Source organism: Natronocella acetinitrilica (assembly GCF_024170285.1).
Classification (GTDB): Bacteria; Pseudomonadota; Gammaproteobacteria; order Nitrococcales; family Aquisalimonadaceae; genus Natronocella; species Natronocella acetinitrilica.
The window spans coordinates 200,852-226,890 of record NZ_JALJXV010000008.1; the positions used below are offsets into that span (position 1 = coordinate 200,852).

The 26,039-nt window shown below is 61.9% G+C and carries 25 protein-coding genes and 1 other RNA gene; 19 read left to right on the forward strand and 7 right to left on the reverse strand.

What is annotated here, in order from left to right:
* The first annotated feature begins 27 nt into the window (after positions 1–27).
* Entirely contained in the window at positions 28–1,236 is a 1,209-nt protein-coding gene (locus J2T57_RS16585; RefSeq protein WP_253481362.1) for a BtrH N-terminal domain-containing protein, read from the forward strand.
* Between the two features lie 64 nt (positions 1,237–1,300).
* Here J2T57_RS16585 and J2T57_RS16590 read toward each other — a convergent pair whose 3' ends face one another.
* Both J2T57_RS16590 and J2T57_RS16595 read right to left on the reverse strand, forming a co-directional pair.
* A complete protein-coding gene (locus tag J2T57_RS16590; protein WP_253481365.1) occupies positions 1,301–2,275 on the reverse strand; it encodes a TAXI family TRAP transporter solute-binding subunit in 975 nt (324 codons plus the stop codon).
* A 51-nt stretch (positions 2,276–2,326) separates the two neighbouring features.
* On the reverse strand, positions 2,327–4,225 hold the full coding sequence (locus J2T57_RS16595; protein ID WP_253481368.1) for a TRAP transporter permease: 1,899 nt from the start codon (positions 4,223–4,225) through the stop codon (positions 2,327–2,329).
* Positions 4,226–4,741: 516 nt separating this feature from the next.
* Here J2T57_RS16595 and J2T57_RS16600 point away from each other — a divergent pair.
* From J2T57_RS16600 to J2T57_RS16620, 5 genes are all read left to right on the forward strand, one after another.
* A complete protein-coding gene (locus J2T57_RS16600) occupies positions 4,742–5,545 on the forward strand; it encodes a polysaccharide deacetylase family protein (RefSeq protein ID WP_253481378.1) in 804 nt (267 codons plus the stop codon).
* Positions 5,546–5,725: 180 nt separating this feature from the next.
* Positions 5,726–6,103 (forward strand): amidohydrolase family protein, encoded by a 378-nt coding sequence (locus J2T57_RS16605; protein WP_253481381.1) that lies wholly within the window; start codon positions 5,726–5,728, stop codon positions 6,101–6,103.
* Between the two features lie 107 nt (positions 6,104–6,210).
* Positions 6,211–6,555, forward strand: coding sequence for a hypothetical protein (locus J2T57_RS16610; RefSeq protein WP_253481384.1), 345 nt, complete (start codon positions 6,211–6,213; stop codon positions 6,553–6,555).
* A 249-nt stretch (positions 6,556–6,804) separates the two neighbouring features.
* Complete coding sequence (locus tag J2T57_RS16615) at positions 6,805–8,070, forward strand: CHAD domain-containing protein (protein WP_253481386.1); 1,266 nt, start codon at positions 6,805–6,807, stop codon at positions 8,068–8,070.
* Positions 8,071–8,351: 281 nt separating this feature from the next.
* Positions 8,352–8,819, forward strand: coding sequence for a papain-like cysteine protease family protein (locus J2T57_RS16620; protein ID WP_253481389.1), 468 nt, complete (start codon positions 8,352–8,354; stop codon positions 8,817–8,819).
* A 102-nt stretch (positions 8,820–8,921) separates the two neighbouring features.
* On the opposite strand, the gene J2T57_RS16625 is transcribed toward J2T57_RS16620, so the two are convergent.
* Positions 8,922–9,797 (reverse strand): patatin-like phospholipase family protein, encoded by an 876-nt coding sequence (locus J2T57_RS16625; protein ID WP_253481392.1) that lies wholly within the window; start codon positions 9,795–9,797, stop codon positions 8,922–8,924.
* 515 nt (positions 9,798–10,312) lie between these two features.
* Here J2T57_RS16625 and J2T57_RS16630 point away from each other — a divergent pair.
* The 12 genes from J2T57_RS16630 (at position 10,313) to J2T57_RS16685 (ending at position 21,288) form a co-directional block, all read left to right on the forward strand.
* Positions 10,313–11,593, forward strand: coding sequence for a PQQ-dependent sugar dehydrogenase (locus tag J2T57_RS16630; protein ID WP_253481395.1), 1,281 nt, complete (start codon positions 10,313–10,315; stop codon positions 11,591–11,593).
* A 71-nt stretch (positions 11,594–11,664) separates the two neighbouring features.
* Complete coding sequence (locus J2T57_RS16635) at positions 11,665–12,009, forward strand: c-type cytochrome (protein WP_253481399.1); 345 nt, start codon at positions 11,665–11,667, stop codon at positions 12,007–12,009.
* A 131-nt stretch (positions 12,010–12,140) separates the two neighbouring features.
* Entirely contained in the window at positions 12,141–14,117 is a 1,977-nt protein-coding gene (locus J2T57_RS16640; RefSeq protein WP_253481402.1) for a TonB-dependent receptor family protein, read from the forward strand.
* Between the two features lie 110 nt (positions 14,118–14,227).
* Positions 14,228–14,324, forward strand: an RNA gene (gene ffs, locus J2T57_RS16645) — signal recognition particle sRNA small type.
* Between the two features lie 64 nt (positions 14,325–14,388).
* On the forward strand, positions 14,389–15,312 hold the full coding sequence (locus J2T57_RS16650) for a cobyrinic acid a,c-diamide synthase (protein ID WP_253481405.1): 924 nt from the start codon (positions 14,389–14,391) through the stop codon (positions 15,310–15,312).
* Positions 15,309–16,484, forward strand: coding sequence for a toxic anion resistance protein (locus tag J2T57_RS16655; RefSeq protein WP_253481408.1), 1,176 nt, complete (start codon positions 15,309–15,311; stop codon positions 16,482–16,484). The genes J2T57_RS16650 and J2T57_RS16655 overlap by 4 nt, the downstream gene beginning before the upstream one ends.
* Positions 16,485–16,502: 18 nt before the next feature.
* The gene (locus J2T57_RS16660) at positions 16,503–16,877 is read left to right on the forward strand and encodes a DUF4870 family protein (protein WP_253481411.1); all 375 of its coding nucleotides are present in this window, start codon (positions 16,503–16,505) and stop codon (positions 16,875–16,877) included.
* 61 nt (positions 16,878–16,938) lie between these two features.
* Positions 16,939–18,678, forward strand: coding sequence for a DNA polymerase III subunit gamma/tau (gene dnaX, locus J2T57_RS16665; protein WP_253481414.1), 1,740 nt, complete (start codon positions 16,939–16,941; stop codon positions 18,676–18,678).
* Between the two features lie 51 nt (positions 18,679–18,729).
* On the forward strand, positions 18,730–19,053 hold the full coding sequence (locus J2T57_RS16670; protein WP_253481426.1) for a YbaB/EbfC family nucleoid-associated protein: 324 nt from the start codon (positions 18,730–18,732) through the stop codon (positions 19,051–19,053).
* 3 nt (positions 19,054–19,056) lie between these two features.
* Positions 19,057–19,656 carry a recombination mediator RecR gene (gene recR, locus J2T57_RS16675; RefSeq protein ID WP_253481443.1) on the forward strand — a complete coding sequence of 200 codons (600 nt, stop codon included), beginning with the start codon at positions 19,057–19,059 and terminating at the stop codon, positions 19,654–19,656.
* A 49-nt stretch (positions 19,657–19,705) separates the two neighbouring features.
* Positions 19,706–20,032 (forward strand): histidine triad nucleotide-binding protein, encoded by a 327-nt coding sequence (locus J2T57_RS16680; protein WP_253481972.1) that lies wholly within the window; start codon positions 19,706–19,708, stop codon positions 20,030–20,032.
* The gene (locus tag J2T57_RS16685; RefSeq protein ID WP_253481446.1) at positions 20,029–21,288 is read left to right on the forward strand and encodes a threonine ammonia-lyase; all 1,260 of its coding nucleotides are present in this window, start codon (positions 20,029–20,031) and stop codon (positions 21,286–21,288) included. The genes J2T57_RS16680 and J2T57_RS16685 overlap by 4 nt, the downstream gene beginning before the upstream one ends.
* On the opposite strand, the gene rsgA is transcribed toward J2T57_RS16685, so the two are convergent.
* Positions 21,270–22,106, reverse strand: a complete 837-nt coding sequence (rsgA, locus tag J2T57_RS16690; protein ID WP_253481463.1) for a ribosome small subunit-dependent GTPase A — start codon at positions 22,104–22,106, stop codon at positions 21,270–21,272. The genes J2T57_RS16685 and rsgA overlap by 19 nt on opposite strands.
* Before the next feature lie 191 nt (positions 22,107–22,297).
* On the opposite strand from rsgA, the gene orn reads away from it, so the two are divergent.
* Positions 22,298–22,858 carry an oligoribonuclease gene (orn, locus tag J2T57_RS16695; protein ID WP_253481466.1) on the forward strand — a complete coding sequence of 187 codons (561 nt, stop codon included), beginning with the start codon at positions 22,298–22,300 and terminating at the stop codon, positions 22,856–22,858.
* Positions 22,859–22,870: 12 nt separating this feature from the next.
* Here orn and J2T57_RS16700 read toward each other — a convergent pair whose 3' ends face one another.
* The 3 genes from J2T57_RS16700 to glcE are packed head-to-tail and all read right to left on the reverse strand — an operon-like array spanning position 22,871 to position 26,007.
* Positions 22,871–23,707, reverse strand: a complete 837-nt coding sequence (locus tag J2T57_RS16700; protein ID WP_253481469.1) for a sulfurtransferase — start codon at positions 23,705–23,707, stop codon at positions 22,871–22,873.
* Positions 23,704–24,927 carry a glycolate oxidase subunit GlcF gene (gene glcF, locus J2T57_RS16705; RefSeq protein ID WP_253481483.1) on the reverse strand — a complete coding sequence of 408 codons (1,224 nt, stop codon included), beginning with the start codon at positions 24,925–24,927 and terminating at the stop codon, positions 23,704–23,706. The genes J2T57_RS16700 and glcF overlap by 4 nt, the downstream gene beginning before the upstream one ends.
* A gap of 12 nt (positions 24,928–24,939) precedes the next feature.
* Positions 24,940–26,007 carry a glycolate oxidase subunit GlcE gene (gene glcE, locus J2T57_RS16710; protein WP_253481485.1) on the reverse strand — a complete coding sequence of 356 codons (1,068 nt, stop codon included), beginning with the start codon at positions 26,005–26,007 and terminating at the stop codon, positions 24,940–24,942.
* Positions 26,008–26,039 lie beyond the last annotated feature (32 nt).

The following is a 26,039-nucleotide window of genomic DNA, read 5'->3' on the forward strand; positions in this document are numbered from 1 at the left end:
GGAACCATTATTTTGAGAGGGCAGGACATGTCGTTCGTCAGAGATTACGAAAGTGCCTATTATTCCATGACGTGGATGGGACCAAAGGGTTATCCGGAGCAGGCGAATTCGGGGCGCTGCTATTTCACCGGTCTGCTTGGGATGTTTCGTTATTTTGGCGAAGACGATGTGCTCTTTGCAGACGGCATCTCGGGTGACGGTTTTTCTTTCCGCTGGTGTCCTGTGTGGGGTGCTCCCGCGTTCAACGGTGGAAAGAGTGCGTTCCATGAGTTGTGGGAATACACCCCGCGCATCCTCGGTTTTGAGGGGCACTGGGAAGAAGATGACCCGGATGGCTGGGATGGCGCCTGGTCCAGACTGCGGAGCTTGGTTGATCGGGGAATCCCGGTTCAGGTCGGTCTTCACTACAGTCTTCTCCTGCCCTATGGGGCCAAGACCTCGCCGCGAATTGCGTTTCAGCATGAGACCATGGGGCCCACGGGGTTCGGGCACCACGTGGTGGTGACGGCTTATGACCTCGATGCCGGCTCGGTGACCATCTACGAGCCCAACGATGTGCTGCCGTACTCCAAGTATGACGTTCCGGTGGAGGTATTCCGACGCGCCTGGGAAGAATCCCAGCAACGGGGGCCGTCCGGATACGAGCCTTGGGCTCATCACCATCCATGGGGCGGCGAGTGGAGTCTGCACGATGGCTACGGGCCCTACCTCATGGTGTGGGTGGAGCCGGAACGGAATCCCGAATGGGACATCAAGGCGGCTATCCGGGATAGCTTCCGACGTAACCTCAAGATTCTGTCCGGTGAGTACCCTCGTCCGTATGCGCTGTTCGGTAACCAGTGGCAGATTCCTCGTTTCGAGACCGGAGCGCCTGGCATGGCCGCCTGTGCCCGTGCCATTGAGCGAGGAGAGCTTGGCGACGCGGTTGCACCGGGAGGGGATGTGCGCCCTCTGTTCGTTCGTGGAAACATCCCCAACCATGGAGTGCTGGGTCGGTTGGGTGCATCCGGTTACCTGCGGCGCGTCGCTCATGAGTTGGAAAATCACGGTTTGCCGGCTGATGATGTCATGGGAGCGAGTCAACACATGGCTGAGTCATCGGAGCTGTTCAAGAAGCTCCGCTACACCAGCGAGCTGAAGTCCGCGGGTTCCGTTCTTTCCCGGATCGCGGATCAGGAGCTACAGGCCCTGGAAAAAATGCAAGCGGCGTATCCGACGGTCCGTAACCTGGAGTGACCTGCTGGCAGCTAGATGGGCCGGGGTCGGCGGGTGGAAAGCCCCGTCGACCCCAACTCTTGCCTTACAGGCCTAGCTCTTCAAAGTAGCGCATGGCGCCTGGGTGCACATTGTCGCGATTAATTCCATGGAAAACGGTCTCTTCGGTCAGGAAATCAAAATCAGCGACCACATCCGCGACCTTCTGGCGATTCTCGAACAACGCCTTGGTCATATCGTATACGAACTCATCCGGCAGGCCGTCATGGACCGCCAAGACGGTGTATGACGCCAGCACGGTGACGTCATCATCCTGGCCACGATAGGTTCCGGCGGGCACGGCATCGATGCCGAAGCCTTCATTCTGCTCCACGAACTGTTCCAGAATCGTCCGATCAACTTCTAGCAATCTCACCGGAATCTGGCTTTCGACCTCAAGAATGAGTGCGTGGGGTGCGGGGCCCGGGATAACCACGGCATCAATGTGGCCATCACGCATCAGGGAGGGGCCGTCGCCGTAACCCGTGAACACCAAGGATCCACCCGCGTCACGGATGTCGTCATACGTGACATCGATCAGCCCCATCAGCTTCTCGAACGCACGCTCCGCACCGCCGCCGCGATTACCCGAGAGGATTCGCTTGTCGGAAAGATCCTCGAGGCTGTGAATGTCGCTACGGGCCGGTACCGCGATCGAGATATAGTTGCGCTGCATGGTCATGATGGGTGACACGGTTTCCTGCGGGCTCCCTTCAAAGTCACCCCGTCCATTGATGCCGTCCGAGAGAAAGCTGGTCCAGGAGTAGCCGACGTTGGCGTCCATCCCGGCGTTCAATGTCCGAACGTTACTCACGGCACCGCCTTCGTTGACCGTGACACGCAGCCCGCTGAAGTTCTCCGTCAGAATCTGACTCACGGCGGCAGCACTCGCATACCAGCCGCCGCCCTGTGGCCCGGATGCGAAGATGACGTCCCGCACTTGCTGTGCTTGTGCAGTGGCGGAGCCGATTGCAATGGTTGCAGTCAGCAGCACCAACCCAAGTCCGCGTATTCTCTTCATCGTCATTACTCTCCTGCCTCACCTGAAAAAATTACATTAAGTTACAGAGCATTAGCTCGCCATGCGCGTTGCTGCATCCTGACGGCGCCCCCGGACTATATGAAACGTCAGCGCGAGTGCACCGAGTGCAATGCCGATTACATCCGAGTGCGGATTGCCGCTCAGCAGGGCCAAGGCCGCCAGAAGCAGCACAATGCGCTCGGGCCATATCACCTTCGTCAGCAAGTAGCCTTGCAGCGCCGCAGCCAGGGCAAGCACGCCAACCGTCGCCGAAAAGAGTGGAATGATCAGTGACATGGGCTCGCCCATCAGCATCAGTCGTGGATCAATCACGAACATGAACGGAATGATGAACGCGGTCGCGGCCAACCGGGTGGCCGTCAACCCGGTCCGTATCTGACTGGCACCCGCGATTCCGGCTGCCGTGAATGCCGCGATACAAATCGGCGGCGTGACATTCGACAGGATGCCGAAGAAGTAGACGAAGAGATGTGCGGCCACGGGTTCCGCGCCCATGTTCACCAGAGCGGGTGCCGCCAGCGACGCCAGAATGACGTAGGCGCTGATGCTGATCATGCCCATTCCCAGCACCAGGCTCGCCAGTGCGGTAAGAATCAGCGCTGGCAACAGCAAGCCGCCACTCAAACTGATGATTGCCGCCGAGAACTTGAGGCCGAGGCCGGTCACACTGATGCTGCCCACGATGAGCCCCGCCGCGGCGCAGGCCATGACAATCACCAGCGAATTCACCGCTCCATCGCGTAATGCGAGGATGATGTCCTTTGGCATCATCCGCGTATCCTTGCGGAACCAGCTGATGACGACGACCAGGACGATCGCGTAGAAGCCGGCCTTCATCGGGCTGAAGCCCGCGACCAGCATTCCTATTAGCACCAGAAGCGGAATCAGATTATGCATTCCCGTCAACAGCGTGTTCTTCAGGTTCGGGATTTCTTCAGGCTTCAGCGTGGGAATGTTGTTCTTCTTCGCCTCCAGATGAACCATGGCGAACACGCCAAGGAAATAAAGCAGGGCTGGAAACAGCGCATACAGGGCGATCAGGTTGTAGGGTGTGCGGGTGAACTCGGCGATGATGAACGCCGTGGCCCCCATTACGGGTGGGAGCACCTGCCCGCCGGTCGAGGCGGCGGCTTCAACGCTGCCGGAGAAAACGCGCGAGTAGCCATACCGGATCATCACCGGAATGGTGAACGGTCCGGTGGTGGCCACGTTCGCCACGGCGGAACCGGTCACACTTCCGGTGAGCCCGCTCGCAACCACGGCAGCCTTCGCAGGTCCGCCTATCGACTTCCCCGTTAGTGCCCTCGAAAGATCACTGAAGAAATCCCCGGCACCGGAGCGATTGAGGAAGGCGCCGAAGATGATAAAAAGCACGATGTAGACGGACGATGCCGCGATCGGGGCGCCAAATATCCCGCCTGTCGAGTTGTAGAACTGGTTGGTGAGGCGGGCGTAACTGAAGGACGGATGGCCAAGTTGTCCCGGTAGATAGGTGCCATAAAACACGAACAGCAGGAACAGGCCCGCAATGATCGTCATCGCGATGCCGACGCAGCGTCGCGTCGCCTCAAGGACCAGAAAGATCAGTATTGCCGCGACAATCTGGTCCGAAACCGGAATAAGCCCCGCCCGCTGCTGAATATCCAGATGACCGGTTATCGAGTAGTGCGCCACGTAGCCCACCGCGGCGAGGCAGAGTAAATCGATGCCGTTGGAGAGCCAGCGCCATGGGCCGGTTGCATTCGGCAATGTGCGGTAGATCAGGAAGATCAGTGTCAGCGCAAAGCTGAGATGGATTGCCCGGTTCTGCCAATGGGCGAGAACGCCGTAATGAGCCGTATACAAGTGGTACAGCGCCATCGATACCGCGACAACGGTAACGAGACCGCCGGTAGTTTGTTTCCCATCGAGGCGCTCAAGCAACGCCATCCTGACTCCTCCCCAGCGTGACGGATCTCGCACGAGCCACACCCCGGGCACGGCAAAGATTCGCCGAACCGGGCGGAACGCGCTATCCCTAGGCTTCTCCTGAGCGCCGGTGGGGCCGGCATCGCGGCCCTTTGTGGCGTGCCCTTCAGTGGCCGACCGGCCGCGAGCTATCGTTATGTGGTCCGCAGGTTATCGTTATGTGGTCCGCGGGCTATCGTAATGTGATTTTAGAACCTACTACGTAATGGCGCATGCAGGCAACTGGCGACGTGTGCGTGGACGTGACTTGACGGCTTGCCGCGGCAGCCTCATGGTAAAAAGCACGAGGATTGGTCTCGATCAATATTCCTTTCCGTATCCTTGATTATCCATGTGCGACGTGTTTCGGACGCGGGCTTGGTGTTGTTTGTTGGGGGAGTTCAAACAGTGATAGACAGTTCCTATCGAACTTCGCAGCGTCTTCCCTACAGCGCGATCGTGGACAGGCCGCCCCTACGCTTTCCCGACAATGCACGCGTGGCAATCTGGACGATTGTCAATGCGGAGCGTTGGGACGACAGTTGCGCGATGCCGAGAGCAGTGTTGCCACCGCCGATGGGGCAGCCGCTGTTGCCGGATATCCCCAACTGGGCTTGGCATGAATACGGAATGCGCGTGGGCTTCTGGCGCTTCGTGGACGTGCTTCAACGATTCGATGTGATACCGACCTTTGCCGTCAACGGGACCGTCTGCGAGGAGTATCCGCGTATCGCGCGGGAGGCACTGGATCGGGGTTGGGAGTTCATGGGCCATGGTCATGTACAGGGCCCCATGCACAAGCTGGACGATCAGCGAAAGGCCATCGCGGACGCGATTGCCGCGATCAGGCAGTTCACCGGCAAGGCTCCCCGTGGTTGGGAAAGCCCCGGTCTGACCGAAACTGGCGAGACGCTGGATCTGCTCCGGGACGCGGGCATCGAGTATGTGGCCGATTGGGTGCTCGACGACTTGCCGGTCTACCTGAAGACCGCGCATGGCCCCATGGTTTCCATTCCGTACACGGTGGAGATCAACGATGTGGTGATCAGTGCGGTGCAACAGCACCCGTCGGACGAGATCTTCATCCGTGGGCGTGCCCACTTTGACCAGCTTTATCGCGAAGGGACAACGATACCCCGGGTCATGGCGATCAGCGTGCACCCCTATCTCACTGGTGCACCGCATCGCATTGACGCTTTGGCGCGTCTCTACGAGCACATCCGGCAACACGATGATGTTGTTTTCATGACGGGGGCTGAGATCCACGATTGCTTCCGAAGCCAGGTAAAGCCGGAATTCTAGAGTTGCGGCGTTGGCTGATGAGCGCGTTTTCCGGATGACATCATTCCTCGGGGAAGTCGATGAAAGACGTTGATCTCCATAACCACGTGTTTTCCAGGGTGGCCGTCGATGCCTTCGTCGGGGAGCAGGACAGGATGATGGCCCGGCAAGTCATGCGTGATAGCAAGCCGTGGATTCAGCATGACCAGGGCTACGTGTATCCGCTGGGAGGACGAATTTCACGATCCTCTCGCCAAGGTCTCCGCGCTGGACGCGGGCCGCGTTGATGTGGCCGTGCGCTCGCCGGCGCCACCACTGTTCTATTACTGGGCTGAACGTGCCCTGGCGCGGGATGTTGCCAGGATGGTGAACGATGGGGTTGCGGAGTATGCGAGCACGAATCCCGAGCGGTTCCGATCCATGGCCACCTTGGGGACGTCAGCCCCGAGGTCTTCGAGCAGGCTTCAAGGTGAGGTGCTTGGGTGCTCACGAGACTGGGGGAAGTCCAAGACTTCACCACTCTACGGTAGGAATCACTGGCTATCCATCCATGCCAGGTCCCGCAAGCGGTTCTTTTAGCCTGGATTGTCCAAACCTCCTATTGATGCGCTATGGTTCAGAAAGCTTGCCCGCTCCGCCATGAGGCGTGATAGCTTGCCCAAAAGTTACGCCGCAGGCCGCAATTGGTGAACACCGAAGGTTCCCCCGATCTTGCCCCGCGTCTGCGTGAGATCCTCAGTGATCTTCCGGACGCAGTGCCTATCACCTACCAGCAGGCCGCTGATGCTCTCGGCCTCAGCCCGCCGCGCACCATCCAGCGTGTGGCCCAGGCCCTTGAGGACTTGATGCGCGAGGACGTTGCCGCCGGGCGGCCCATGATCGCCGTTCTCGTTGTCAGCCGCCGGGGCGGACTGCCCGGCCAGGGCTTCTTCGACCTGGCCATGGAACTCGGCCGTTTCCCTATCGACCCGGAACAACACGCAACAGCCTATCGACAGGAGCTCGCGCGGGTCATGGCGGGCCGCACCTGACTCGTAAGGTAATTCCAGCTAGCGCTCACGCGGTTCGGAGTCAGTGACGAATAACGCCGTCTGACGCAACCCATCCTCGCGGACCGCTCGGGCAGAACAATCCTATGCTTAGAGCAGCGGATCCCTGCCAGGGGGTGAACGATGCGAGAGCTTTACTTGATTCGCCATGCGAAGGCTAAACGCGCGCGGGGCGACATGGTCGACCATCAGCGAACATTACGCCGCCGAGGGCGCCGTCAGGCGGCGGTTATGGCGAGCCCGCTCGGGCGTTGCGGTGCCCTGGCCGGCGAGATTCATGTCAGTAGCGCCGACCGCACCCGCCAGACGCTGGAGGTGATCGACGCGGCACTGCCGCGTCTGGGCCTTGTCGAGCGGGTCCATGTCGACGACGCACTCTACACATTTCGGGGTGACGCCCTGCGCGAGTGGCTGAAGGCGCTACCAGCTGACGCCGCGCGCGTACTCGTCATCGGCCACAACCCGGCGCTCATCGAATTGGCCCGCTGGCTTTGCCCCGAACTGCCGGCTTCTTTCCCAACAGGATCTCTGGTGCATCTGCGCCTGCCTGATGGTGCCTGGCGATCGGTCACTCCACGTAGTGCTGAATGGGTGGCCAGCCTTTCCCCGGCTGAGGTCAGCTACGACATTTTTCAGCCCGAGGCTCCGGCAACCAAGGAGCCGGGCGGTATTCATCTTCCGGAGCGCGCTGCTCTGCAGCTTGAACATCAGTACCAACTCATTCGGGAGTTGGAGCCCGGCGTGATCGCCGGGTTTGATCCCGAATTTCTGCACCAGTATCGCGTCAACCTCCGCCGTAGTCGTGCAATCGGCGAATCCGTGCTGGCGGCAGTGAAAGTGCCGGGGCTTCGGAAGGGGCTCAAGCGTCTCAAGAGGCGCGCCCAGGCGACCAGCGATCTGCGCGACCTGGACGTTTTTCTGGCGTCACTTTCTCAGCAACGGCCACTCTTGGCTCCAAGAGTGCAGCCGGCCCTGCAAGCGTGGCTGAGCAGCCGCCGGGACGTTGAGCATCAGGCGTTGTGTGAGCAGCTCGCAAGTGAGGCCTATGCGAGAGAGAAGTTGGTCTGGGGGCGCTTTCTCGCCTCAGGGAGCTTCCGGAAAGCCTTGCGAAAACTAACCCGAAAACGTGTCCAGACAGTGTTGACCGAGCAGGTTGCGCAGCACGATCGGAGCCTGGCCTCCATCACGGTGGCCAGCCCAGACGAAGCGCTTCATGACCTCCGCAAAGGTGTGAAACGCATCCGATATCTGGCCGAGCTGGATCCCGAGCGGCATCGTGACCTGCTGTCCAGCTTGAGGCAACGCCAGAACCTGCTGGGCAATTTCCAGGATCTGTGCACCTGGCAGGCCTGGGTGGGAGAGTTCGCTGCTGAACTTGACGGAGACTCTGATCAGCGGGCCGGGTTGAACGGCTGGCTAGCGGAACTCGGGCAACAAAAACAGGCATTGCGCGAACGTCTCATGGGCGAGCGGCAACTCCACTCAAGCAACGCTTGATATGCCTTGCCACCGACGCGACATCTTGCTGGGGAGTTAGTCCAGTTCCCGGGCGGCTGCGGATATTTGTGCATTATCGCTACGATGTGGAATCAAGCCGTCTCGTTATCGGTGGCACTGCCCCTCAAGGAAGCGCTGAAGTATTCACGCGGTGAGCTCTTGTGGCGTTGACAAAAGTTCCTGGGGAAACCGAGAAGGGTAGATTTCTCGCCATTACGGTGATGGAATCATTGCGAAGGCCGTTGATTCGCTGTCATCCAAACCTACGAAAGGAGTCATCGATGGCTACGATACAGCTCAATGTCCCGCTAGAGGCGCAGGAAAAACCGAACTGCTGTTGGCATACCAGCGCGTACATGATCTGGCTTTACTGGCAGCAAAATGGCAAGGGCGCCGGCCCAATGAATACTGTTGCCAGCAAGTACCAGGTCGCGGATCAGGTGGGCCTCCATCCCAGCGAATTCATCACGCTGGCCGGCAAGGTCGGGCTATACAAGCTCCCAGTAAAAAATCAACACTCGGAAAGCGATCTTTTCAAGTATCTCCGCGACGGCGGCCCAGTCTGGAGTGCAGGCTACTGGTTTGGTGTGGGGCACGTGATTGTGCTGACTGGGGTCGGCAACGGTAAGGTGTACTTCAACGATCCGGATCAAGGTGTCAAAAAGGAGGGGACCATAAAGTGGTTTAACGAAAAGCTAGCCTCGCAACTGACAGGCTGCCTCATGGTAAAAGACCCGGGCCGCTACTGAAGCGAGTTGTTGCTGTGAGCGGGCATAACGCATAACCAAGCGGTCACCTGCACGCACCACGTGCGTCAGACCGCGTTTCAATCCGAAATAAGACAAACTGCCTCAAGCGTAATGCCGCGCGAGTCTGTCGCGCGTCATGCGTCGGCCCAACTCGATCATTTCTGCAGCCTTGTGGAACTCGTGGATCATGCAGGCATTGCGGGGAATGTGAATCACCAGATCCGGTTGAAACACTGCCAGGTGCTGGCGGGTAATGGCGGCCTGCATGGTCTCCAGTGAGCGGATGAGGACTTCGGATAACGCCATTCCAGAAGCCTCGGGCTGTTTGTGTCCGTCGCCACCGATGACGCCCCGGAGCCTGTCCAGTAATCCGTTTTCTACCGGTGCATCCTCCGTTTCTTCGGCTTCGACTTCCTTGCCGGGGTGGCCATTCACATCGACCACGATGGTGAGATCAGTGAGTGTGCGGCGGGTGGGGGCGACGGGGACGGGATTGAGCAGCCCGCCGTCTACCAGTGTGCGGCCTCGGTAGTGATGGGGTGTGAAAACCGCAGGTATTGCGATGGACGCGCGAATGGCGTCGAACAGCGGCCCTTCTATGAGCCAGAGCTCCTGCTCGCGGACGATATCCACCGTCACGGCGGTGTAGTCGAGGGGCAGGTCCTCGATGTTGCAGTCACCCACCATCTCCCGCAGCTTGGAGATGATTCTCTCGCCCTGAATCAGTCCACCCCGGGATAGGGTCCAGTCCAGCAGAGCCAGCACATCGGATTGTTCCAGGCTTGTGACCCAGTCGCGGTAGACGTCGAGCTTGTTCAGTGCGTAGATGCCGCCGACCAGCGCCCCCATGGAGCAACCAGCGATGGCCTGGATGTCGTAGCCCTGGTCAACCAGCTCTTCGATTGCGCCTATATGGGCGAGGCCGCGGGCACCGCCGGCACCCAGGACCAGCGACACAGTCTTGCTGCGAGAGGTCATTCCGGGTGCTCCGGCGTGAGGGTTCAGGCGAGGGCGCAGCGCGCGCGATCGCAGGCATCGCGGGTGCGCATGCCGCAACTCGGACAAGCGGGAATGGCCATGTCCACGCCCTCGGGCTTCTCTTGCTGCGCTGGGCAACCCGGCAGGCTGCAGGCCTTGTCATTCGACAGTCCGCAGAGGGCACACGGTTGCGCGGCTTGCGCTACGGCGTGGCCAACAGGGCAGGTGGGTCGATCACACGGTTGTGCGGCGGTCATGCCACAGCTGGGGCAGTTGGGTGCGGGCGTATCCACATTGCACTCCTTCTCTGATGGTGAGCCGGTTCATCGCGGCACAGCATAACGTGGTAGCGGCGTTGAGTCAGATCCTCGTTGCCAGTCTGGTAGAGCGGTGATATACCAATCTGATCCTAGTCGGCTTTGGAGGTGAATCCCCGCAATCTGTACGGCCCGGGTTTATTACAAAAATTACAACCGGCGGCTGCCCAAAAAACTGCCGCCATGATGGAGGAAGGAATGATCAAGCAAACCGCATTGGCCGTTGCCGCGTCCGCGCTGATGGCTGCAAGCAGCATTGCCGCAACTCAGCCCACCAGTGACGAAGCGCTGGAGCGCATGCGCAGTTTCCAGCCCACTGGCCAGTCCCTCGACATGGCAACGGTTCCTCAGACGGGAGAAGTCGCCGATGCCATTCGCCGTAACCTGGAGCGAGTCCGTCTGCCGGAGGGCTTCAGCATTGATCTCTACGCAGTTGTGCCCGACGCGCGCCATATGGCGATTGGGCCTTCCAGCGGTGTGGTGTTCGTCGGTACCCGCAAGACTGACATGTGGGCGGTGACCGACCGGACCAAGAATCGTGTGGCGGACGAGGTAAAGCGCTTCGCACCGGCAATCTCATTCACCCAGCCCGGCCCCTGCTTCAGCCAGGATGGTTTCATGTTCGTGGCGGAGCATAACCGCGTACTGGTCTTCCCGGCGGCTGAATTCTTCTTTGAAGGTCCGGATGTCGCCGTGGATATCGTCGTACCCAGTGGAGAACTCATTCCTCGGGAAGAGGAAAGCTTCAACCATGGTGCCCGCGTCTGCCGTATCGGCCCGGATAACCAGCTCTATATCTCCCTTGGCCAGCCATACAATGTCCAGCCGCGCGAGAAGCTGAAATTGTACGAAGATCTGGGCATCGGCGGCATCGTCCGGATGCAGCGGGATGGCAGTGAGCGTGAAGTCTATGCCCGGGGTGTTCGTAACTCCGTCGGTATCACTTTCAATCCCACCACCCGGGAGCTGTGGTTTACCGACAACCAGGTCGATGGCATGGGTGACGACATACCGCCGGGAGAAATCAACCATGCGCCACGTCCGGGCATGCACTTCGGGATGCCCTGGTACGGCGGTGGCACCACGCGCACCAATGAGTATCGGAATGACGACCCGCCGGAAGGTCTGACTTTCCCCGTGGTGGAAACGGTGGCACATGCCGCAGATCTGGGGCTGACGTTCTACACCGGACGCCAGTTCCCGGAGGCCTATCGTGGTGGCCTGTTCAGCACTCAGCGGGGCAGCTGGAATCGCACGACGCCGGTTGGCGCTCGCGTGATGTTCACCCCGTTCGAAGCAGACGGTAGTGGCCCTTCCGGGGAAACCATTCCCTTTGCGGAAGGCTGGCTGGATGACGAAACGGGGGAGTATTACGGTCGCATTGTCGACGTATTGCAGCTCCCGGATGGCTCGCTGCTGGTGTCCGATGACACCGCCGGTGCTATCTATCGCATCTCCTACAACGGCAGTCGCGACTGATTGAACTGCCGCATCTTGCCGGGGCCGCCATGACCGGTGGTCCCGGCACAGCTGCTTCCGGAGCTTCTCACATGGCATCCTCAGTTATTACTCGAATCGCTCTGACGGTAACGGCAGGCGCGCTGATCTTCGCTATGCATGTCTCTGTTTATGGAGGAGATGTCACGGCGGGGCGGGCCAAGGCACAGCAGTGCATCGCCTGCCATGGTCTTGACGGGGTCAGCCGACTTCCCGACGCGCCCCACATTGCTGGAGACAGTGCCATTTACCTGGCGGCGCAGCTCCGTGCCTACCGGTCTGGTGAACGGAATCATGCCCAGATGTCTATCATTGCTAAAGGGCTCAGCGACGAGGACATCGCCGATCTGGCGGCGTGGTATTCCTCCATCGCTTTCAGCGTGGAGTTGCCGGAGTAGTTCGTTTGGCCATCTCGGTCCGAGGCCGTGGCGCGCCTCCGGAAAAATAAAGTCACAGTAAACGGGGGCGTTACATGTACCGATCGATCAGGTTCGCGGGTGGAGTCCTGCTCGCCGCTGGGGCTCCGGGCATGGTTATGGCCGAAAGTCTTACTCTGGAACCCATTACCGTGACTGCGCCCCGTGTCGAGCGGGATATTACCCGTACACCGCAGGCCGTGAGCGTGGTCCAGCCGGAAGATATTCAGGACGGGCGTCAGGGCCTGCAACTGGATGAGTCGCTGAATCGCGTGCCCGGCGTATTCATGCAGAATCGCTACAACTTCGCCCAGAACCTGCGGGTTTCGATACGCGGGTTCGGAGCCCGCGCACCGTTTGGCGTGCGGGGGATTCGCGTGTTTGTCGACGGCATACCCGAGACGCTGCCGGACGGGCAGTCTCAACTCGATGCCATCGACCTGGAATCGGTGGACCGCATCGAAGTGATTCGCGGGCCGTCATCCGCCCTGTACGGCAATGCCACCGGTGGCGTGCTCGATATCACCACCAGGGACGGGCCGCCGACGCCCTATCTGGAACTGCGGGGCACGGCTGGCAGCGACAACTTCCGCCGTTACGGAGTCCGCGGCGGAGGCGAGCAGGGGCCCTGGAACTACCATTTCAGTGCCTGGGAGCTGGCTTACGATGGCTTCCGCGAGCAAAGCGAGACGGAAAAGCGTCTTTTCAACGGCAAGGTCCGGTATGACTTCGACGAGCATCGCAGCCTGACCACCGTGTTCACGGCCCTGGATCAGCCTGTGGGGCAGGACCCCGGTGGGCTTACGCGGCAGCAGGTCCGGGATAATCGACGTGGTGCCAATGCCAATGCCATCAATCTCGACGCCGGGCAGGAAGTCGAGCAGCAACGGCTGGGGCTCATCTACGAGGATCGAGCCGTCGCCGGCGGCACCCTGCGGGCGAGGACGTTCTATACGCAACGGGATTTTCGCCAGCAACTCCCGTTCCCCGGACAAAGCCTCATCAAGTTCGAGCGGGATTTCTACGGCCTCGGCCTTGATTACAGCAACGCGTTCAGCGCGGGTAATACGCCGGTTCGCTACATCGTTGGCGTGGAAGTGGACGAGCAGCGGGACGACCGCGAGCGTTTCGGCGTGAATCCCCAGGGCGAGGTGACCGGACAAAGCCAGGACGAGCGCCAGAAGGCCACTGCTGCAGGAACCTTCGCTCAGGCTGACATCGGCCTGACGGATCGTCTCGACTGGACGGTGGCCGGCCGTGTGGACCGGGTACGTTTCCGTATCGATGACCGCCTACAGGATGGTGGGGACCAGTCAGGGAGTCAAAGCTTCACGGAGGTGAGTGCGGCCACCGGGTTCAGCTATCAACTCCTGCCGGCTCATGCAGTGTATGCGAGTGTCGGAACCGCATACGAAACGCCCACCTTCACGGAGTTTGCCCCACCCGGTGGCGGCGGTGGTTTCAATCCCGACCTGGAGCCCCAGCGCGCCGTTAATGCCGAAGTCGGGATCAAGGGTTTTCTCGGCGACAACACCCGTTACGACCTCGCAGTCTTCTCGGTGCGTACCCGAGACGAGATCGTCAATGTCCAGACGGATCCGAATGTGTTCGGCAATGCCGGTCGAAGTCGGCGATACGGTCTCGAGCTTGGCTTGGAGCATTTCATTGGCGACAACTTGAGCGTCAGCGGTGCATGGACCGTGTCTGATTTCCGATTTACCGATTTCGAGGACGCAGATGGGACTGACTTCAGTGGCAATCGCCTGCCCGGGCTGCCCAAGCACGCCCTGTTCGGGGAAATTGCCTGGCGGGAGCCGAACGGCGCCTACGCGATCGTTGATGCCCTCGTGGTCAGCCGCGTCTACGCAAACAACGCCAATGACGAGAATGTGGGTGGGTACGGCCTCGTCAACACCCGGGTGGGCACGGTCCAGCGCATGGGTACCAGTGAGGTGGAGACCTTCGTTGGTCTGAACAATGTGTTCGATCGCGACTACTTCAGCAACGTCCGGGTCAACGCCAACAATGCGCAGTATTACGAACCGGCGCCGGGTCGCAACGTTTATGCCGGGGTGCGGGCGCGCTTCTGATCAGCGGGCGTGCCGGTTCTCCCGGCATGCCCGCATGGATTGCCGGGGTGCCAACTGATACACTCGCTGCGTTCGGCATAGGTGACTGTCGACACTGTCAATGGCGGCGGTGCCGGTCCCCTCGCGACGAGAAGCTGTGAACCCGGTCAGGCCCGGAAGGGAGCAGCCGCAGCAGTGGATTCGGGCGCCGGGGTGTGGCTGGTATTCGCCGCCTCCATTCAGGCCGTCGGGCCGCCTCGCCGACCCAGACTCATGTCTCGTGAGGGTTGGCATGTTCGCGTTTCTTCAGGGCCTCGCATACGGCCTGTTCCTGTCCTGCCCGATCTGGTTCATGGTCGGCATGATGAACCCGGCCAAAGCCGTGCCGACGGACCCTCCGCGGCGCTGGCACGTGATTGCGCGTTACTGGTTCGCCTTTCCTGCACTTGCCTTCCTGCTATGGCTCACTTCTCTCTGGGGCGGTTTCGGACCCAGCCTGTGGGGCTGGCTGGCCGGGCTGGCGGTGATTCCGGCCAGTCTGCCGCTGGAACGCTACTGGCTGAAGTGGCGCCGGCAGCGGGCACAGTTGCACAAGGCCCGCTCGACGCAAACGCGGGCTGCCGCAGGTGAGTCCGCGCTGCTCAGGCTGGATGGCGCCCGCCCCCCCGAGCACGCGGATGCCGTCGTGCAGTCCCTCTGGCAGACCAGGCGACGTCTGCTTGCCGCCGGCCGCAAGGATCTGATTACGCAGGTCGATCGCGTCTACACCCGCAAGGCCCGTCTCACCGATCTGCTCGGGCGGCGCTTCAACCCCGGCGAATTGACCTATGAGCGGGGGCGCTCTCTTGTGGGGGAGGTCTGCAATGCCGCCGTTGATCACTTGAACGGTCTGGCGGCGCGCGCCGAGGGCCTGGCGGGGATGGACGTTGCCTACGTGCGACGCAGACTGGCCGCCGCCGACATCGATGAACATCCGGAAGAGCGCAAGGCACTACAAGCCAGGCTTGATCTGATCGCGGGCGAGGAGGCCGCCCTGAGAGCCGACGTCGCCGGGCTGGAGTCCATGCTGACGGCGCTTGATGACGCCACCCTCGCCATATCGCGGCTCGACACGGATCGACCCACGGCCTCCGTGGAGGCGGGGCGGGCTCTTGACGACCTGCGCCGTTTCGCGGAGCGTTCGGCACAGTACAGCCATGACAGGACGGCACCATGACCGAGAACGTCGATTCCCAGGGGGAGGGCAGACCGCTTGCATTACGTACCCCGGACTTGAAGGAGATAGATTCCGACGTCGCCGGCCACGAGCCGGACCAGTCGCTGGTGGCCCAGGCCGATTCCTTTGTGCATGACGTGCTGGCGCTGACCGGTGGGGCTCGCCCGCGTGATGCCGTCGATGGCATGGGCATCGAGGTGCAGCAACAGGCGGCACACCGCAGTGCCATGTTGCAGCAGCCCATCCGCCGGCTCGCTCACCAGGGGGATGATGGCGGCCCGGTTGCCAACGCCCTGGTGGAACTGCGCACCGCCATGGCTGATCTCGACCCCAGACACCACCGCCTGACCACCGGCGGCCTGGCAAGCCTGCTCGGCCGCATTCCCGGCGTGGGTGCGCCGCTGCAGCGTTATTTCCGTCGGTTCGAGAGCGCCCAGGAGGCATTGGACGCAATCATTCGGGATCTCCAGTCGGGCAAGGACATGCTGCGGCGGGATAACCTCACCCTCACGGATGATCAGGAGGTCATGCGCGGCCTGCTGACGGAACTGAGCGATCAGATCCGGCTCGGGCGCCTCATCGACGAGCGGTTCGTGGCCGCGGCGGATCAGGCCGGGGAGTCGGAGCGCCGCGCGTTCATCGAGGAAGAACTGCTTTTCCCGTTGCGCCAGCGGATCACCGACCTGCAGCAGCAGCTGGCAGTGACCCAACAAGGCGTGCTGGCCCTGGAAGTGATCATCCGCAACAACCGGGAGTTGATGCGGGGCGTCGATCGGGCGATCAATGTCACGGTCTCGGCCCTGAATGTGGCGGTCACCGTGGCCATGGCCCTGGCCAACCAGAAACTTGTGCTCGATCGGGTCGAAGGGCTAAACGCCACGACGGCGGACATGATCGCGGGTACTGCGGAGAAACTGCGAACCCAGGGCGTGGACATCCAGACCCGGGCAAGCTCGGCCACTCTGGACATGGAAAAGCTCGAGCACGCCTTTGTCGACGTGATGGGAGCCATCGAGGAACTCTCCCGGTACCGCCGTGAGGCCTTGCCGCGGCTCGATGAGCAGATCGATCGGCTGGAGAATCTCACCGATCGAGGCCGAGCGGCGGTGGAGCGATTGGACCAGGGCAACAATGCCGCCGAGGTGGCCCCGAATCAAACACCTGAAAGATGACAATCTGACGAGGTCCGCATGACGGAGCAACAGCAGGTAGCGGGTTCGCCGGGGCCGGCGGATGGCGACAAGACCATGGCGACGATCATCTACGGGCTCTACGTGATCGGTTTCTTTACCGGTATCACGGCGCTGATCGGCCTCGTTCTTGCGTATGTGCAACGCCGTGACGCCCCCGAGTGGCTGCGCAGCCACTACACCTATCAGATCTACACGTTCTGGCTGGGCCTGGCCGCCATGGTGATTGGCATGCTGCTGTCTGTGGTGATTATCGGCTTCGTGGTGCTGGTCGCCTGGTTCGTCTGGGCGGTGATCCGCATCGTCATCGGCTTCTCCGAGCTGCACAAGGGTCGGCCCATCCCGAATCCGACTGCCTTGTTGACCGGATTGTGAGCTGCGCGATGGTACAATTCGCGGCGACGTCCAAGACAGCTGATCCGGAGTTCCTCGCGGCATGAGTTATCAGGTACTGGCGCGCAAGTATCGACCCCGCATCTTTGCCGAGATGGTGGGCCAGGAGCATGTCCTGCGGGCGCTGATCAACGGCCTCGATAATGACCGCCTGCATCACGCATTCCTGTTTACCGGCACCCGCGGTGTCGGCAAGACCACGGTTGCGCGGGTACTCGCAAAGTGCCTGAACTGCGAGGCCGGCGTTAGCAGCGAACCCTGTGGCGTCTGCGATGCCTGTCGTGAGATCGACCAGGGGCGCTTTGTCGACCTCATCGAGGTGGACGCCGCTTCCCGCACGCGGGTGGAGGATACCCGTGAACTGCTCGATAACGTGCAGTACACACCGACGCGCGGCCGTTACAAGGTGTATCTCATTGACGAGGTGCACATGCTCTCCCAGCACAGCTTCAACGCCTTGTTGAAGACGCTGGAAGAACCGCCACCCCACGTGAAATTCCTGCTTGCGACGACTGATCCGCAAAAGGTGCCGGTGACTATTCTGTCCCGCTGCCTGCAATTCAATCTGAAGCGCCTGCCTGCCGCACTGATTGCCGGGCACCTGCAGCATGTGCTCGAACAGGAAGGAATTGTCGCCGACAATCCGGCACTGACGCGGCTCGCCCGCGCTGCCGATGGCAGCCTGCGGGATGCGTTGAGCCTCACCGATCAGGCTATTGCCTATGGCGGTGGTGGCGTCAATGATGACGACGTCCGGACCATGCTGGGCAGCATGGAGGACGACGCCGTGCTGCAGTTGCTGGAGCGCCTCGCTGCGGATGATGGAGCCGGGCTGCTGGGCGTGGTTGGCTCGCTGACGGAGCGCGCCGCGGATTTTCACGATGTGCTGGCCGGCATGCTGGGCCATCTCCACACCCTGAGTCTGCTGCAGAGCGTGCCTGGCGCGGTGGATGACAACGAACCGGAGCGGGAGCGCTTGCAGGCGCTGGCGGAAAGTCTCGGCCCAGAGGATGTCCAGCTGTTCTACCAGATCGGCCTTCAGGGGCGCCGTGATCTGACCCTGGCGCCGGAGCCCCGCGCCGGTTTCGAGATGATCATGCTGCGCATGCTGCATTTCAGACCAGTCCTCGAGCAGGACACCCCTCGTGCTGCTGCGCCGTCACCGGCACCACGAGCCGATCGCGCCGCGCCGTCCGCAGCCGCACCGGTGAAGCCGAAACCACCGGTCAAGCCGAAAGCGCCGGAGGAACCCCCGCCTGCCGATGAGCCCCCCTGGTTCGAGGCAGAACCGCAGGAATCAACGCCTGCCCCAACCCCTGAGCCGCCGCCGCCAGCGGCAGTGAATAAGGCACCGCCGGCTGCTGCTCCCGGCAAGCCCGAGGAGCCGAAAGCGGTGACCGAGATCCCGGCCTGGCCGACCCTGGTCGAGCAAATGCGGCTTGGAGGAATCAGTCGGGCACTGGCCATGCACTGCGCCTGGGGCGGGATCGATGATGATCAGGTGGTGCTTAAACTGGAACGTGTGCACACCCACTTGCGCAACAAGCCCGTGGAGCAGCGCATCGAACAGGCCTTGAGCAAGGCACTGGGCAGGAAGGTGTCCCTGAACATCGAACTGGTGGGTGAGGTCGAGGCCGACACCCCTGCGGAGTTGGCTGACCAAGACCGCACCCGGCGACAGGAGGCCGCGGAGGCTGCCATCGCGGGCGACCCCAACGTCAGGGCCTTGAAAGATCTATTTGATGCAGAGGTCATTCCGGATTCCATTCAGCCACGTCGTTGAATCTGCGTGGCTGGCAAGCAAACCCGTGCAATCAGTTGAGAGGTAAGCAGCATGAAAGGCGGCTTGGGTAACCTGATGAAACAGGCCCAGAAGATGCAGGAGAACATCCAGAAGGTGCAGGAGGAAATCTCCCGCATGGAGATCAGCGGACAGGCTGGAGGCGGCCTGGTCACGGTGGTCATGAACGGCAAGCATGAAGTACGCAAGATCGAGATCGACGACTCGCTGTTCGAGGATGACAAGGACATGCTCGCCGATCTGGTGGCGGCGGCGGTGAATGACGCCGTGCGGCGCGTGCAGGAGACCACACAGGAAAAAATGTCCGAGATGACCTCGGGCATGGGCCTGCCGCCCGGCATGAATCTGCCGTTCTGATCCATGGCGTACTCTCCCCTTATCCAGGAACTGCTGGACGCCCTGCGCTGCTTGCCCGGTGTCGGGCCACGCAGTGCGCAGCGGATCGCGCTGCACTTGCTGCAACGGGATCGAGGGGGAGGAGAGCGGCTTGCCCGTGCGCTGGAGGCGGCCATGAAGCGCGTTGGGCGCTGCACACAGTGCCGGTTGCCTACCGAGGAGACCGTCTGCGAGCTCTGTCGCAACGACAAGCGAGAGCAGTCGGTCCTTTGTGTTGTGGAAAGCCCGTCGGACGTGTTCGCGCTGGAGCAGGCCACCGATTACGGGGGGCGCTATTTCGTGCTGCTCGGGCGGCTCTCGCCGCTGGATGGCATCGGCCCCGCCGATGTCGGCCTGGATGAACTCGAGCGACAGCTTGCCGGTGGTGAAATCCGGGAAGTCATACTGGCGGTCAGCCCAACGGTGGAAGGCGAGGCCACAGCCCGCTACGTCGCGGACATCGCGGCAGAGCAGGGCGTCTCTTGCAGCCGCATTGCCCATGGGGTGCCGGTGGGTGGCGAACTCGAGTTTGTCGACAGTGGCACCTTGTCCCATGCGTTTGCGGGCCGCCGAAGTTTTCGATGAGTGGCTGCCTTCTTGAGGGGGAAAAAGCGTGAGTGACGATTCCATTTTCATGAAAATAGTCCGTCGGGAGATTCCCGCCGATATCGTCGTCGAGACGGACGATGTTCTGGCCTTTCGGGACATCAACCCGCAGGCGCCACATCATTACCTGGTCATTCCCAAGCGGTGTATTCCAAGCATCGAAGACCTCACCCCGGAGGATGAGGCCCTGGTGGGCAAACTCTTCCTGGTGGCACAGCAGGTGGCCCGTCAACAGGGTTTCGCCGAGGATGGTTACCGCACCGTCATGAACTGCGGCCGTGATGGCGGGCAGGATGTCTATCACATCCACCTCCATGTGCTGGCCGGTCGGCGGATGCAGTGGCCCCCGGGTTGAAGCAGACTGACGCCGCTCCTACCGTCGCCGCCATACGCAAGGCGGCGACGCGTATCAGCGGTCAGGTGATGCGCACGGGCTGCGAACTCAGCGAAACCCTGTCCGACATCACCGGCGCCACGATCTACCTCAAGTTCGAGAATCATCAGTTCACGGCCGCGTTCAAGGAGCGCGGGGCGTTGAATCGCCTGCTGCTGCTGGACGAAGCGCAGCGCAACGCCGGCGTGATTGCCATGTCCGCCGGCAATCATGCCCAGGCCGTGGCCTATCACGCGGAACGCCTGGGTATCTCAGCGACCATTGTGATGCCCAGGCACACACCCACCGTGAAAGTACAGAACACCCGCCGCCATGGCGCGGCAGTCGTGCTTGAGGGCGAGACGGTGGCCGAGGCCGGGGACATCGCGCAAAAGCTCGCCGGCGAGCGCGGCCTGACCTTTGTGCACCCCTACGACGATCCCGCCGTCATTGCCGGCCAGGGCACGATCGGGCTGGAATTCCTGGAAGATGTACCCGCGCTGGATACTCTCGTGGTGCCCATCGGCGGCGGTGGTCTGATTGCCGGGATCGCCACGGCAGCTCGCGCCGTCAAGCCGGACATCGATATCGTGGGCGTGCAGAGCGAGCGGTTTCCTGCCGTGCATCAGGCGCTGGCGGGTGAACCCATCCATTGCGGCCGTGCCACCATTGCCGATGGAATTGCGGTGAAGCGGCCAGGGCTATTGACGTTGCCGATTATTCGGCGACTCGTGGACGAGGTGCTGCTGGTCAGCGAGCACAGTCTCGAGCAGGCAATTCTTTACCTTCTGGAGATCGAGAAAACCGTGGTGGAAGGTGCCGGTGCCGCCGGACTTGCCGCGGTTCTGTTACACCCGCAGCGCTTCCGTGGTCGTCGCGTGGGGCTGATTCTCTGCGGTGGCAATATTGACCTGTTGCCGTTGTCGTCAGTCATTCAACGGGGGCTGATTCGCACCAGCCGCATTTCGCGGATTCGTGTCGGCATACCCGATGTGCCTGGCGCGCTCGCCCATCTGACCACGCTGCTTGCGCGCCTGAACGCGAATGTCATCCAGATTGCCCACCAACGGGCCTTTACCGATCTCTCTCTGCGTGCCGCGGAGGTGGAGGTGACCATCGAGACGCTGGGGGTGGAGCACAAGCGGGATGTGCTGACTGCACTTGAGGCGGAAGGCTATGACACGGTCACGGCGGACGCCGAACCGCATCCAGAGGAGCGTTACCCCCCGGGGGCCTGAGCAGAGCCTGCCAGCAGACGGTGGAAGCTGACCAGTCGCGACGCCGCGATCTGGCCGCTCTCCAGCGCGGCGCGAACGGCGCATGCTGGTTCACGATCGTGGCGGCAGTCGCGGTAGTCACAGCCTTGGGCATGCTCGGCCACCTCGGGGAAACCGCGCTGAATCTCCGATGCGGGCAGGTGGCCGAGGCGCAGGATGCGAATACCGGGTGAATCGATCAACGCCCCGGTCGGAGGCACATGGTAGAGCGTGGTCTCGGTGGTCGTATGTCGGCCTTGTCCGCTGGTGGCTGACAGCGCCTGGGTCCGCGCGTCGATGTCCGGGATCAGCCGATTGACGAGTGATGATTTGCCGACACCGGATTGCCCCAGGAGAATCGCCGTGCCGCCGTCGAGGGTCTCACCCACGGCATCGAGGCCAACTGCCTGCTTTGCACTGACGCTGATCATTCCGTAACCCAGCTCCCGGTAGAGCGCCAAGTCCGCATGTAGCGGGTGGGTGTCTGTGAGCGTATCCACCTTGTTGAGCACGATGACGGGCTTCACGGCCAGGTGGCTTGCGAGCACCAGATAGGCGTCGAGCAGATGCAGATCCGGTATCGGAGCCGGCGCGATCACCACGAATAGCAAATCGAGATTGGCGGCCAGGGGCTTGGCCTGCCCACGGTAGTTGGTGCGCTCCAGCACGTTCCGGCGGGGAAGAATACGTTCCACCACCGCTTCTCCGGGAAACGATTCCCGTACCGTCACGCGGTCGCCGCAGACCACGCGACCGGTGCTCCGCCGCGTCATCGTCCGCAGCAGTCGTCCTTGTGCCACCTCGGTAATGCTCTCCGCACCGTAGGACGCAACAATCCGACCTTCCTGTTCAGGCGGCTTCGCGATGTCCGGGCTCTCCCTCGTTTGGTGTCGTATTCGCAGAACCCCGGGGGGCTCTTGCCGGGCCGGCAGGGCAGAATAGCCTCTGTTAGAATGCCGGCACAACGCCAGACTGGAAACTCGAGACCCTCATGCCCGAACCAAGTGAACGCAATCTTATCTGGATCGATCTGGAAATGACCGGGTTGGATACCGACAACGACGGCATCATCGAGATCGCCACGGTCATTACAGACAGTGAGCTGAACGTGCTGGCCGAAGGTCCGGTGATTGCCATACACCAGCCGGATTCCGTACTGGAGGGCATGGATGCGTGGAATACGCGACAGCATGGGCAATCGGGGCTGGTGGATCGCGTCCGGAACAGCAGTTACGACTATGCCACGGCGGAACGTGAGACCCTGGAGTTCCTGCAGAAATGGGTGCCGGCTGGCGTCTCGCCGATGTGCGGGAACAGTATCTGTCAGGATCGTCGCTTCCTGCACCGCCTCATGCCGCAACTCGAGGGGTATTTCCACTACCGACACATCGATGTCAGTACGCTCAAGGAGTTGGCCGCGCGCTGGTACCCGGGTTTTGGCAAGGGCTTCAAGAAGGAAGCCGCGCACCTCGCCATGGACGACGTCAAGGAGTCCATCAGGGAGTTGCGGTTCTACAGGGACGGTCTTTTGCGCGTCCCTGAGGAAAACTAGCCAGGGGTTTTACTACTTCTCCACGGGCAGGGCGGAATCATTGCCCCACTCGGACCAGCTGCCGGGATAACCTCTCACCGCGCCGTAGCCCAGGTGACGCATCACCAGCCAGAGCAGCGACGAGCGATGGTGCGTCTGGCAATAGGTCACGATCTCGCGGTCTGGTGTGATACCGCGTTCTTCAAGCAAGCGCCGCAATTCCGCAGCAGGACGCAAGCGGTTGAAGTTGTCGGCGTCCAGCGCCTGTGTCCATTCCAGATTGATGGCACCGGGTATGTGGCCGCCCCTGGCTGCCCGCAGATCCTCGCCGGCATACTCGGCCGGGGATCGCGCATCCAGCAATGCGATCCCGGGCTGCCCCAGGTGTTGTTGAATCCAGGCCTTGTCGGCCATGTTGTCCGGGAGCTCGGCCAGGTTCACCGGATACGCACCGGACACGGCGGCGGGGCCGCTGCCGGAATCCGTTTGCAGGCCCGCGGCCAGCCACGCACCGAGACCGCCATTGAGCAAGGCGTAGGAGGGGTGCCCAACCGAAGCGAGCGTCCACAGGAGACGACTTGCCTTGCCGCCGCCGGCATCATCATAGGCGACCACGCGACAGCCGGGCCGTAGCCCCAGTTCGCCGAACAGCCGGGATAACGCGTCCGCCGGCGGCAGCAGCCCCATTGCCGGTGGGTCCTTCCGCAGCAGGCGTGCATAGTCGCAATGCACCGCGCCTGGGACGTGGGCCTCCTCATAGCGCGAGCGGTCACTCAGGTCGACCACGACCAGGTTGTCGGAAGCAAGCTGCTGGTGCAGTTCCGTCGGTTCAACAACCCGGGACAGATCATCCTGATGTGGTTTGTTCATGTCGATGCGGCTCCTTTCCCGGCCAGCAGTTCGAGCCAGTGGCGGACGGGCACTTCCGAGGCTTCGTTCAGATGTGTGAGGCAGCCGATATTTGCGGTGGCGATGAGATCGGGGCGCCCGGATTGCAGATTGTTCAGCTTGTTGGTGCGCAATTGCTTGGACAGGGTCGGCTGCAGTACCGAGTAGGTACCTGCCGATCCGCAGCACAGGTGCGCGTCGGCCACCGGCGTCAGCTCGAAGCCGAGCCGCGTGAGCAGCCCTTCAACGCGGCCACCGAGTTTCTGACCGTGTTGCAGGGTGCAGGGAGACTGGAAGGCGATCTTGCGGGGGACTCCCGCCGCTGGTGTGAGGTTGTCTTCCTCGTTCAGCAGCAATTCCACGGGGTCAACGGTGAGCTTGCTAACGGTGGCTGCTTTCTCGGCATAGGCCTTGTCCTCGCGGAGGATATGACCATAGTCCTTTACCTGCACACCGCAGCCACTGGCGTTGACAACGATCGCTTCGACGCCCGCCTCGATATGGGGCCACCAGGCGTCAATGTTCCGTCGAATCTGCTCCCTGGCCTCGTCGGGATGGCCCAGGTGCTGGCTGATCGCCCCGCAACACACGGATGAGGGCGTGCGAATGACGCTGATACCGATTTCGTCCAGCAGTCTCGCCGTGGTGGGATTGATCGTGGGTTCCATGGCGGGCTGGACGCAGCCCTCGAGCATCAGCACCTGGCGCTGGTGTGTCTTCTCCGGCCAGGGCTTGGGCTGCCGCCGGGGCGGAATCTTGCCGCGCAGCGCGCCGGGAACCAGCGGCCGGACGAACTGACCGGTCCGCAGCAGTGCCGAGAAAAGCGCACGGCGAGGCAGGACGGTGCGCAATGCCCAGCGCATGAATCCGCCGGAGTCGCGCTTGACCTGTTCCTCGACCAGTTCTCGGCCGATATCCACAAGCTTGCCGTACTCCACCCCGGACGGGCAGGTGGTCTCACAGGCGCGACAGGTCAGACAGCGATCCAGGTGAAGCTGGGTCGTCGCTGTCGCCGTCTTGCCCTCCAGCACCTGCTTCATCAGGTAGATGCGGCCGCGTGGGCTGTCCAGTTCGTTGCCCAGCAACTGGTAGGTAGGACAGGTGGCCAGGCAGAACCCGCAGTGCGTACAGGTACGAAGAATACGGTCGGCCTCTTGCCCCTGGGGGGTGTCCTTCAGTGCTGCGTCAATCCAGGTTTGCATAGTGGAGTCCGGTCAGATGTCGGCGTACATGCGTCCGCGATTGAAGATGCCGTCGGGATCGAAGGCCTGTTTCAGACGTTGGTTGAGCGTGTGGACACCCGGGGTCAGCGGATGGAAAACCGCCGCGTCGGGAGCGCCACCCCGGAACAGGGTGGCGTGGCCACCCAGGCTCGACGCTCGCTCGCGCAACTCTGCCGCCGGCGTTGCCGTGTACAACCAGCGCAGCTGGCCGTTCCAGTCGAACAGGCGATCGCCGTCCAGGTCCAGATTGCCCGCCGACGGCGGCAGGGAAATGCGCCACAAGGGCAGGTCGCTGGCAAAGAAGGGCAGGGTCTGATCCCGCAGACCTTGCCACCAGGCTGATCCGTCGCTCAGCTTCTCGCCACCGATGCGCTCCCGGGCCACCCGGACTGCGCTGGCGGACCCGGCCAGGCGCAGGTGCAGACGCCCTTCATGCATGGCCGCACCAGTCACCGGCATACCCTCACGGAACCAGTTTTCCACGGCCAAGGTGGCTGCGGTGGGGTCCTGCTCGAGAACCAGCGTGCATTCCGCTTCCGGACGGGGCAGGACCTTCATGGAGATTTCCGTGATCACGCCAAGGGTGCCCAGCGATCCGGTCACGACGCGGCTGACATCATAGCCAGCGACATTCTTCATGACCTCGCCACCATAGCGATTGTGTTCGCCACGACCGTTGATCAGGCGCATGCCCAGAATCAGATCGCGGGCACTGCCGTGCCATGGCCTGGCCGGCCCGGAGAGCCCGGCTGCGAATGCGCCCCCCACGGTGGCGTTGCCGTCGAAATCAGGCGGATCAAACGGCATCATCTGCCCTTCATCCGTCAGTACGGACTCGACTTCGCGCAAGGGTGTGCCGGCGCGCGCGGTCAGTACCAGTTCGGTTGGCTCGTAGTTCACGATGCCCGTGTGCCCCTGCAACGTCACAGGCTCGCCTTCAACCGCGCGCCCGTAGAACGACTTGCTGCCACCGCCCTGAATGGCAAGCCGCGTGCCCGCCGCCAGCGCGGCGCGTACCTGCTCCACGAGTTCTGTGCTTCTGTCTTGGTTATCGCTCATGATTACTCGCAATGCTCAGGCAACGCCGGCCA

Bases quoted from the DNA above. Each gene is read 5' to 3' on its own strand.
- J2T57_RS16680 (WP_253481972.1), top strand. From the start codon at position 19,706: ATGAAAATAGTCCGTCGGGAGATTCCCGCCGATATCGTCGTCGAGACG.
- J2T57_RS16650 (WP_253481405.1), top strand. From the start codon at position 14,389: ATGTTCGCGTTTCTTCAGGGCCTCGCATACGGCCTGTTCCTGTCCTGC.
- J2T57_RS16625 (WP_253481392.1), bottom strand. From the start codon at position 9,797: ATGACCTCTCGCAGCAAGACTGTGTCGCTGGTCCTGGGTGCCGGCGGT.
- glcF (WP_253481483.1), bottom strand. From the start codon at position 24,927: ATGCAAACCTGGATTGACGCAGCACTGAAGGACACCCCCCAGGGGCAA.
- J2T57_RS16605 (WP_253481381.1), top strand. From the start codon at position 5,726: ATGACCAGGGCTACGTGTATCCGCTGGGAGGACGAATTTCACGATCCT.
- J2T57_RS16590 (WP_253481365.1), bottom strand. From the start codon at position 2,275: ATGAAGAGAATACGCGGACTTGGGTTGGTGCTGCTGACTGCAACCATT.
- J2T57_RS16655 (WP_253481408.1), top strand. From the start codon at position 15,309: ATGACCGAGAACGTCGATTCCCAGGGGGAGGGCAGACCGCTTGCATTA.
- J2T57_RS16585 (WP_253481362.1), top strand. From the start codon at position 28: ATGTCGTTCGTCAGAGATTACGAAAGTGCCTATTATTCCATGACGTGG.
- J2T57_RS16670 (WP_253481426.1), top strand. From the start codon at position 18,730: ATGAAAGGCGGCTTGGGTAACCTGATGAAACAGGCCCAGAAGATGCAG.
- dnaX (WP_253481414.1), top strand. From the start codon at position 16,939: ATGAGTTATCAGGTACTGGCGCGCAAGTATCGACCCCGCATCTTTGCC.
- J2T57_RS16615 (WP_253481386.1), top strand. From the start codon at position 6,805: ATGGCGAGCCCGCTCGGGCGTTGCGGTGCCCTGGCCGGCGAGATTCAT.
- J2T57_RS16630 (WP_253481395.1), top strand. From the start codon at position 10,313: ATGATCAAGCAAACCGCATTGGCCGTTGCCGCGTCCGCGCTGATGGCT.
- J2T57_RS16595 (WP_253481368.1), bottom strand. From the start codon at position 4,225: ATGGCGTTGCTTGAGCGCCTCGATGGGAAACAAACTACCGGCGGTCTC.
- J2T57_RS16660 (WP_253481411.1), top strand. From the start codon at position 16,503: ATGACGGAGCAACAGCAGGTAGCGGGTTCGCCGGGGCCGGCGGATGGC.
- orn (WP_253481466.1), top strand. From the start codon at position 22,298: ATGCCCGAACCAAGTGAACGCAATCTTATCTGGATCGATCTGGAAATG.
- J2T57_RS16700 (WP_253481469.1), bottom strand. From the start codon at position 23,707: ATGAACAAACCACATCAGGATGATCTGTCCCGGGTTGTTGAACCGACG.
- recR (WP_253481443.1), top strand. From the start codon at position 19,057: ATGGCGTACTCTCCCCTTATCCAGGAACTGCTGGACGCCCTGCGCTGC.
- J2T57_RS16620 (WP_253481389.1), top strand. From the start codon at position 8,352: ATGGCTACGATACAGCTCAATGTCCCGCTAGAGGCGCAGGAAAAACCG.
- J2T57_RS16635 (WP_253481399.1), top strand. From the start codon at position 11,665: ATGGCATCCTCAGTTATTACTCGAATCGCTCTGACGGTAACGGCAGGC.
- J2T57_RS16640 (WP_253481402.1), top strand. From the start codon at position 12,141: ATGGTTATGGCCGAAAGTCTTACTCTGGAACCCATTACCGTGACTGCG.
- glcE (WP_253481485.1), bottom strand. From the start codon at position 26,007: ATGAGCGATAACCAAGACAGAAGCACAGAACTCGTGGAGCAGGTACGC.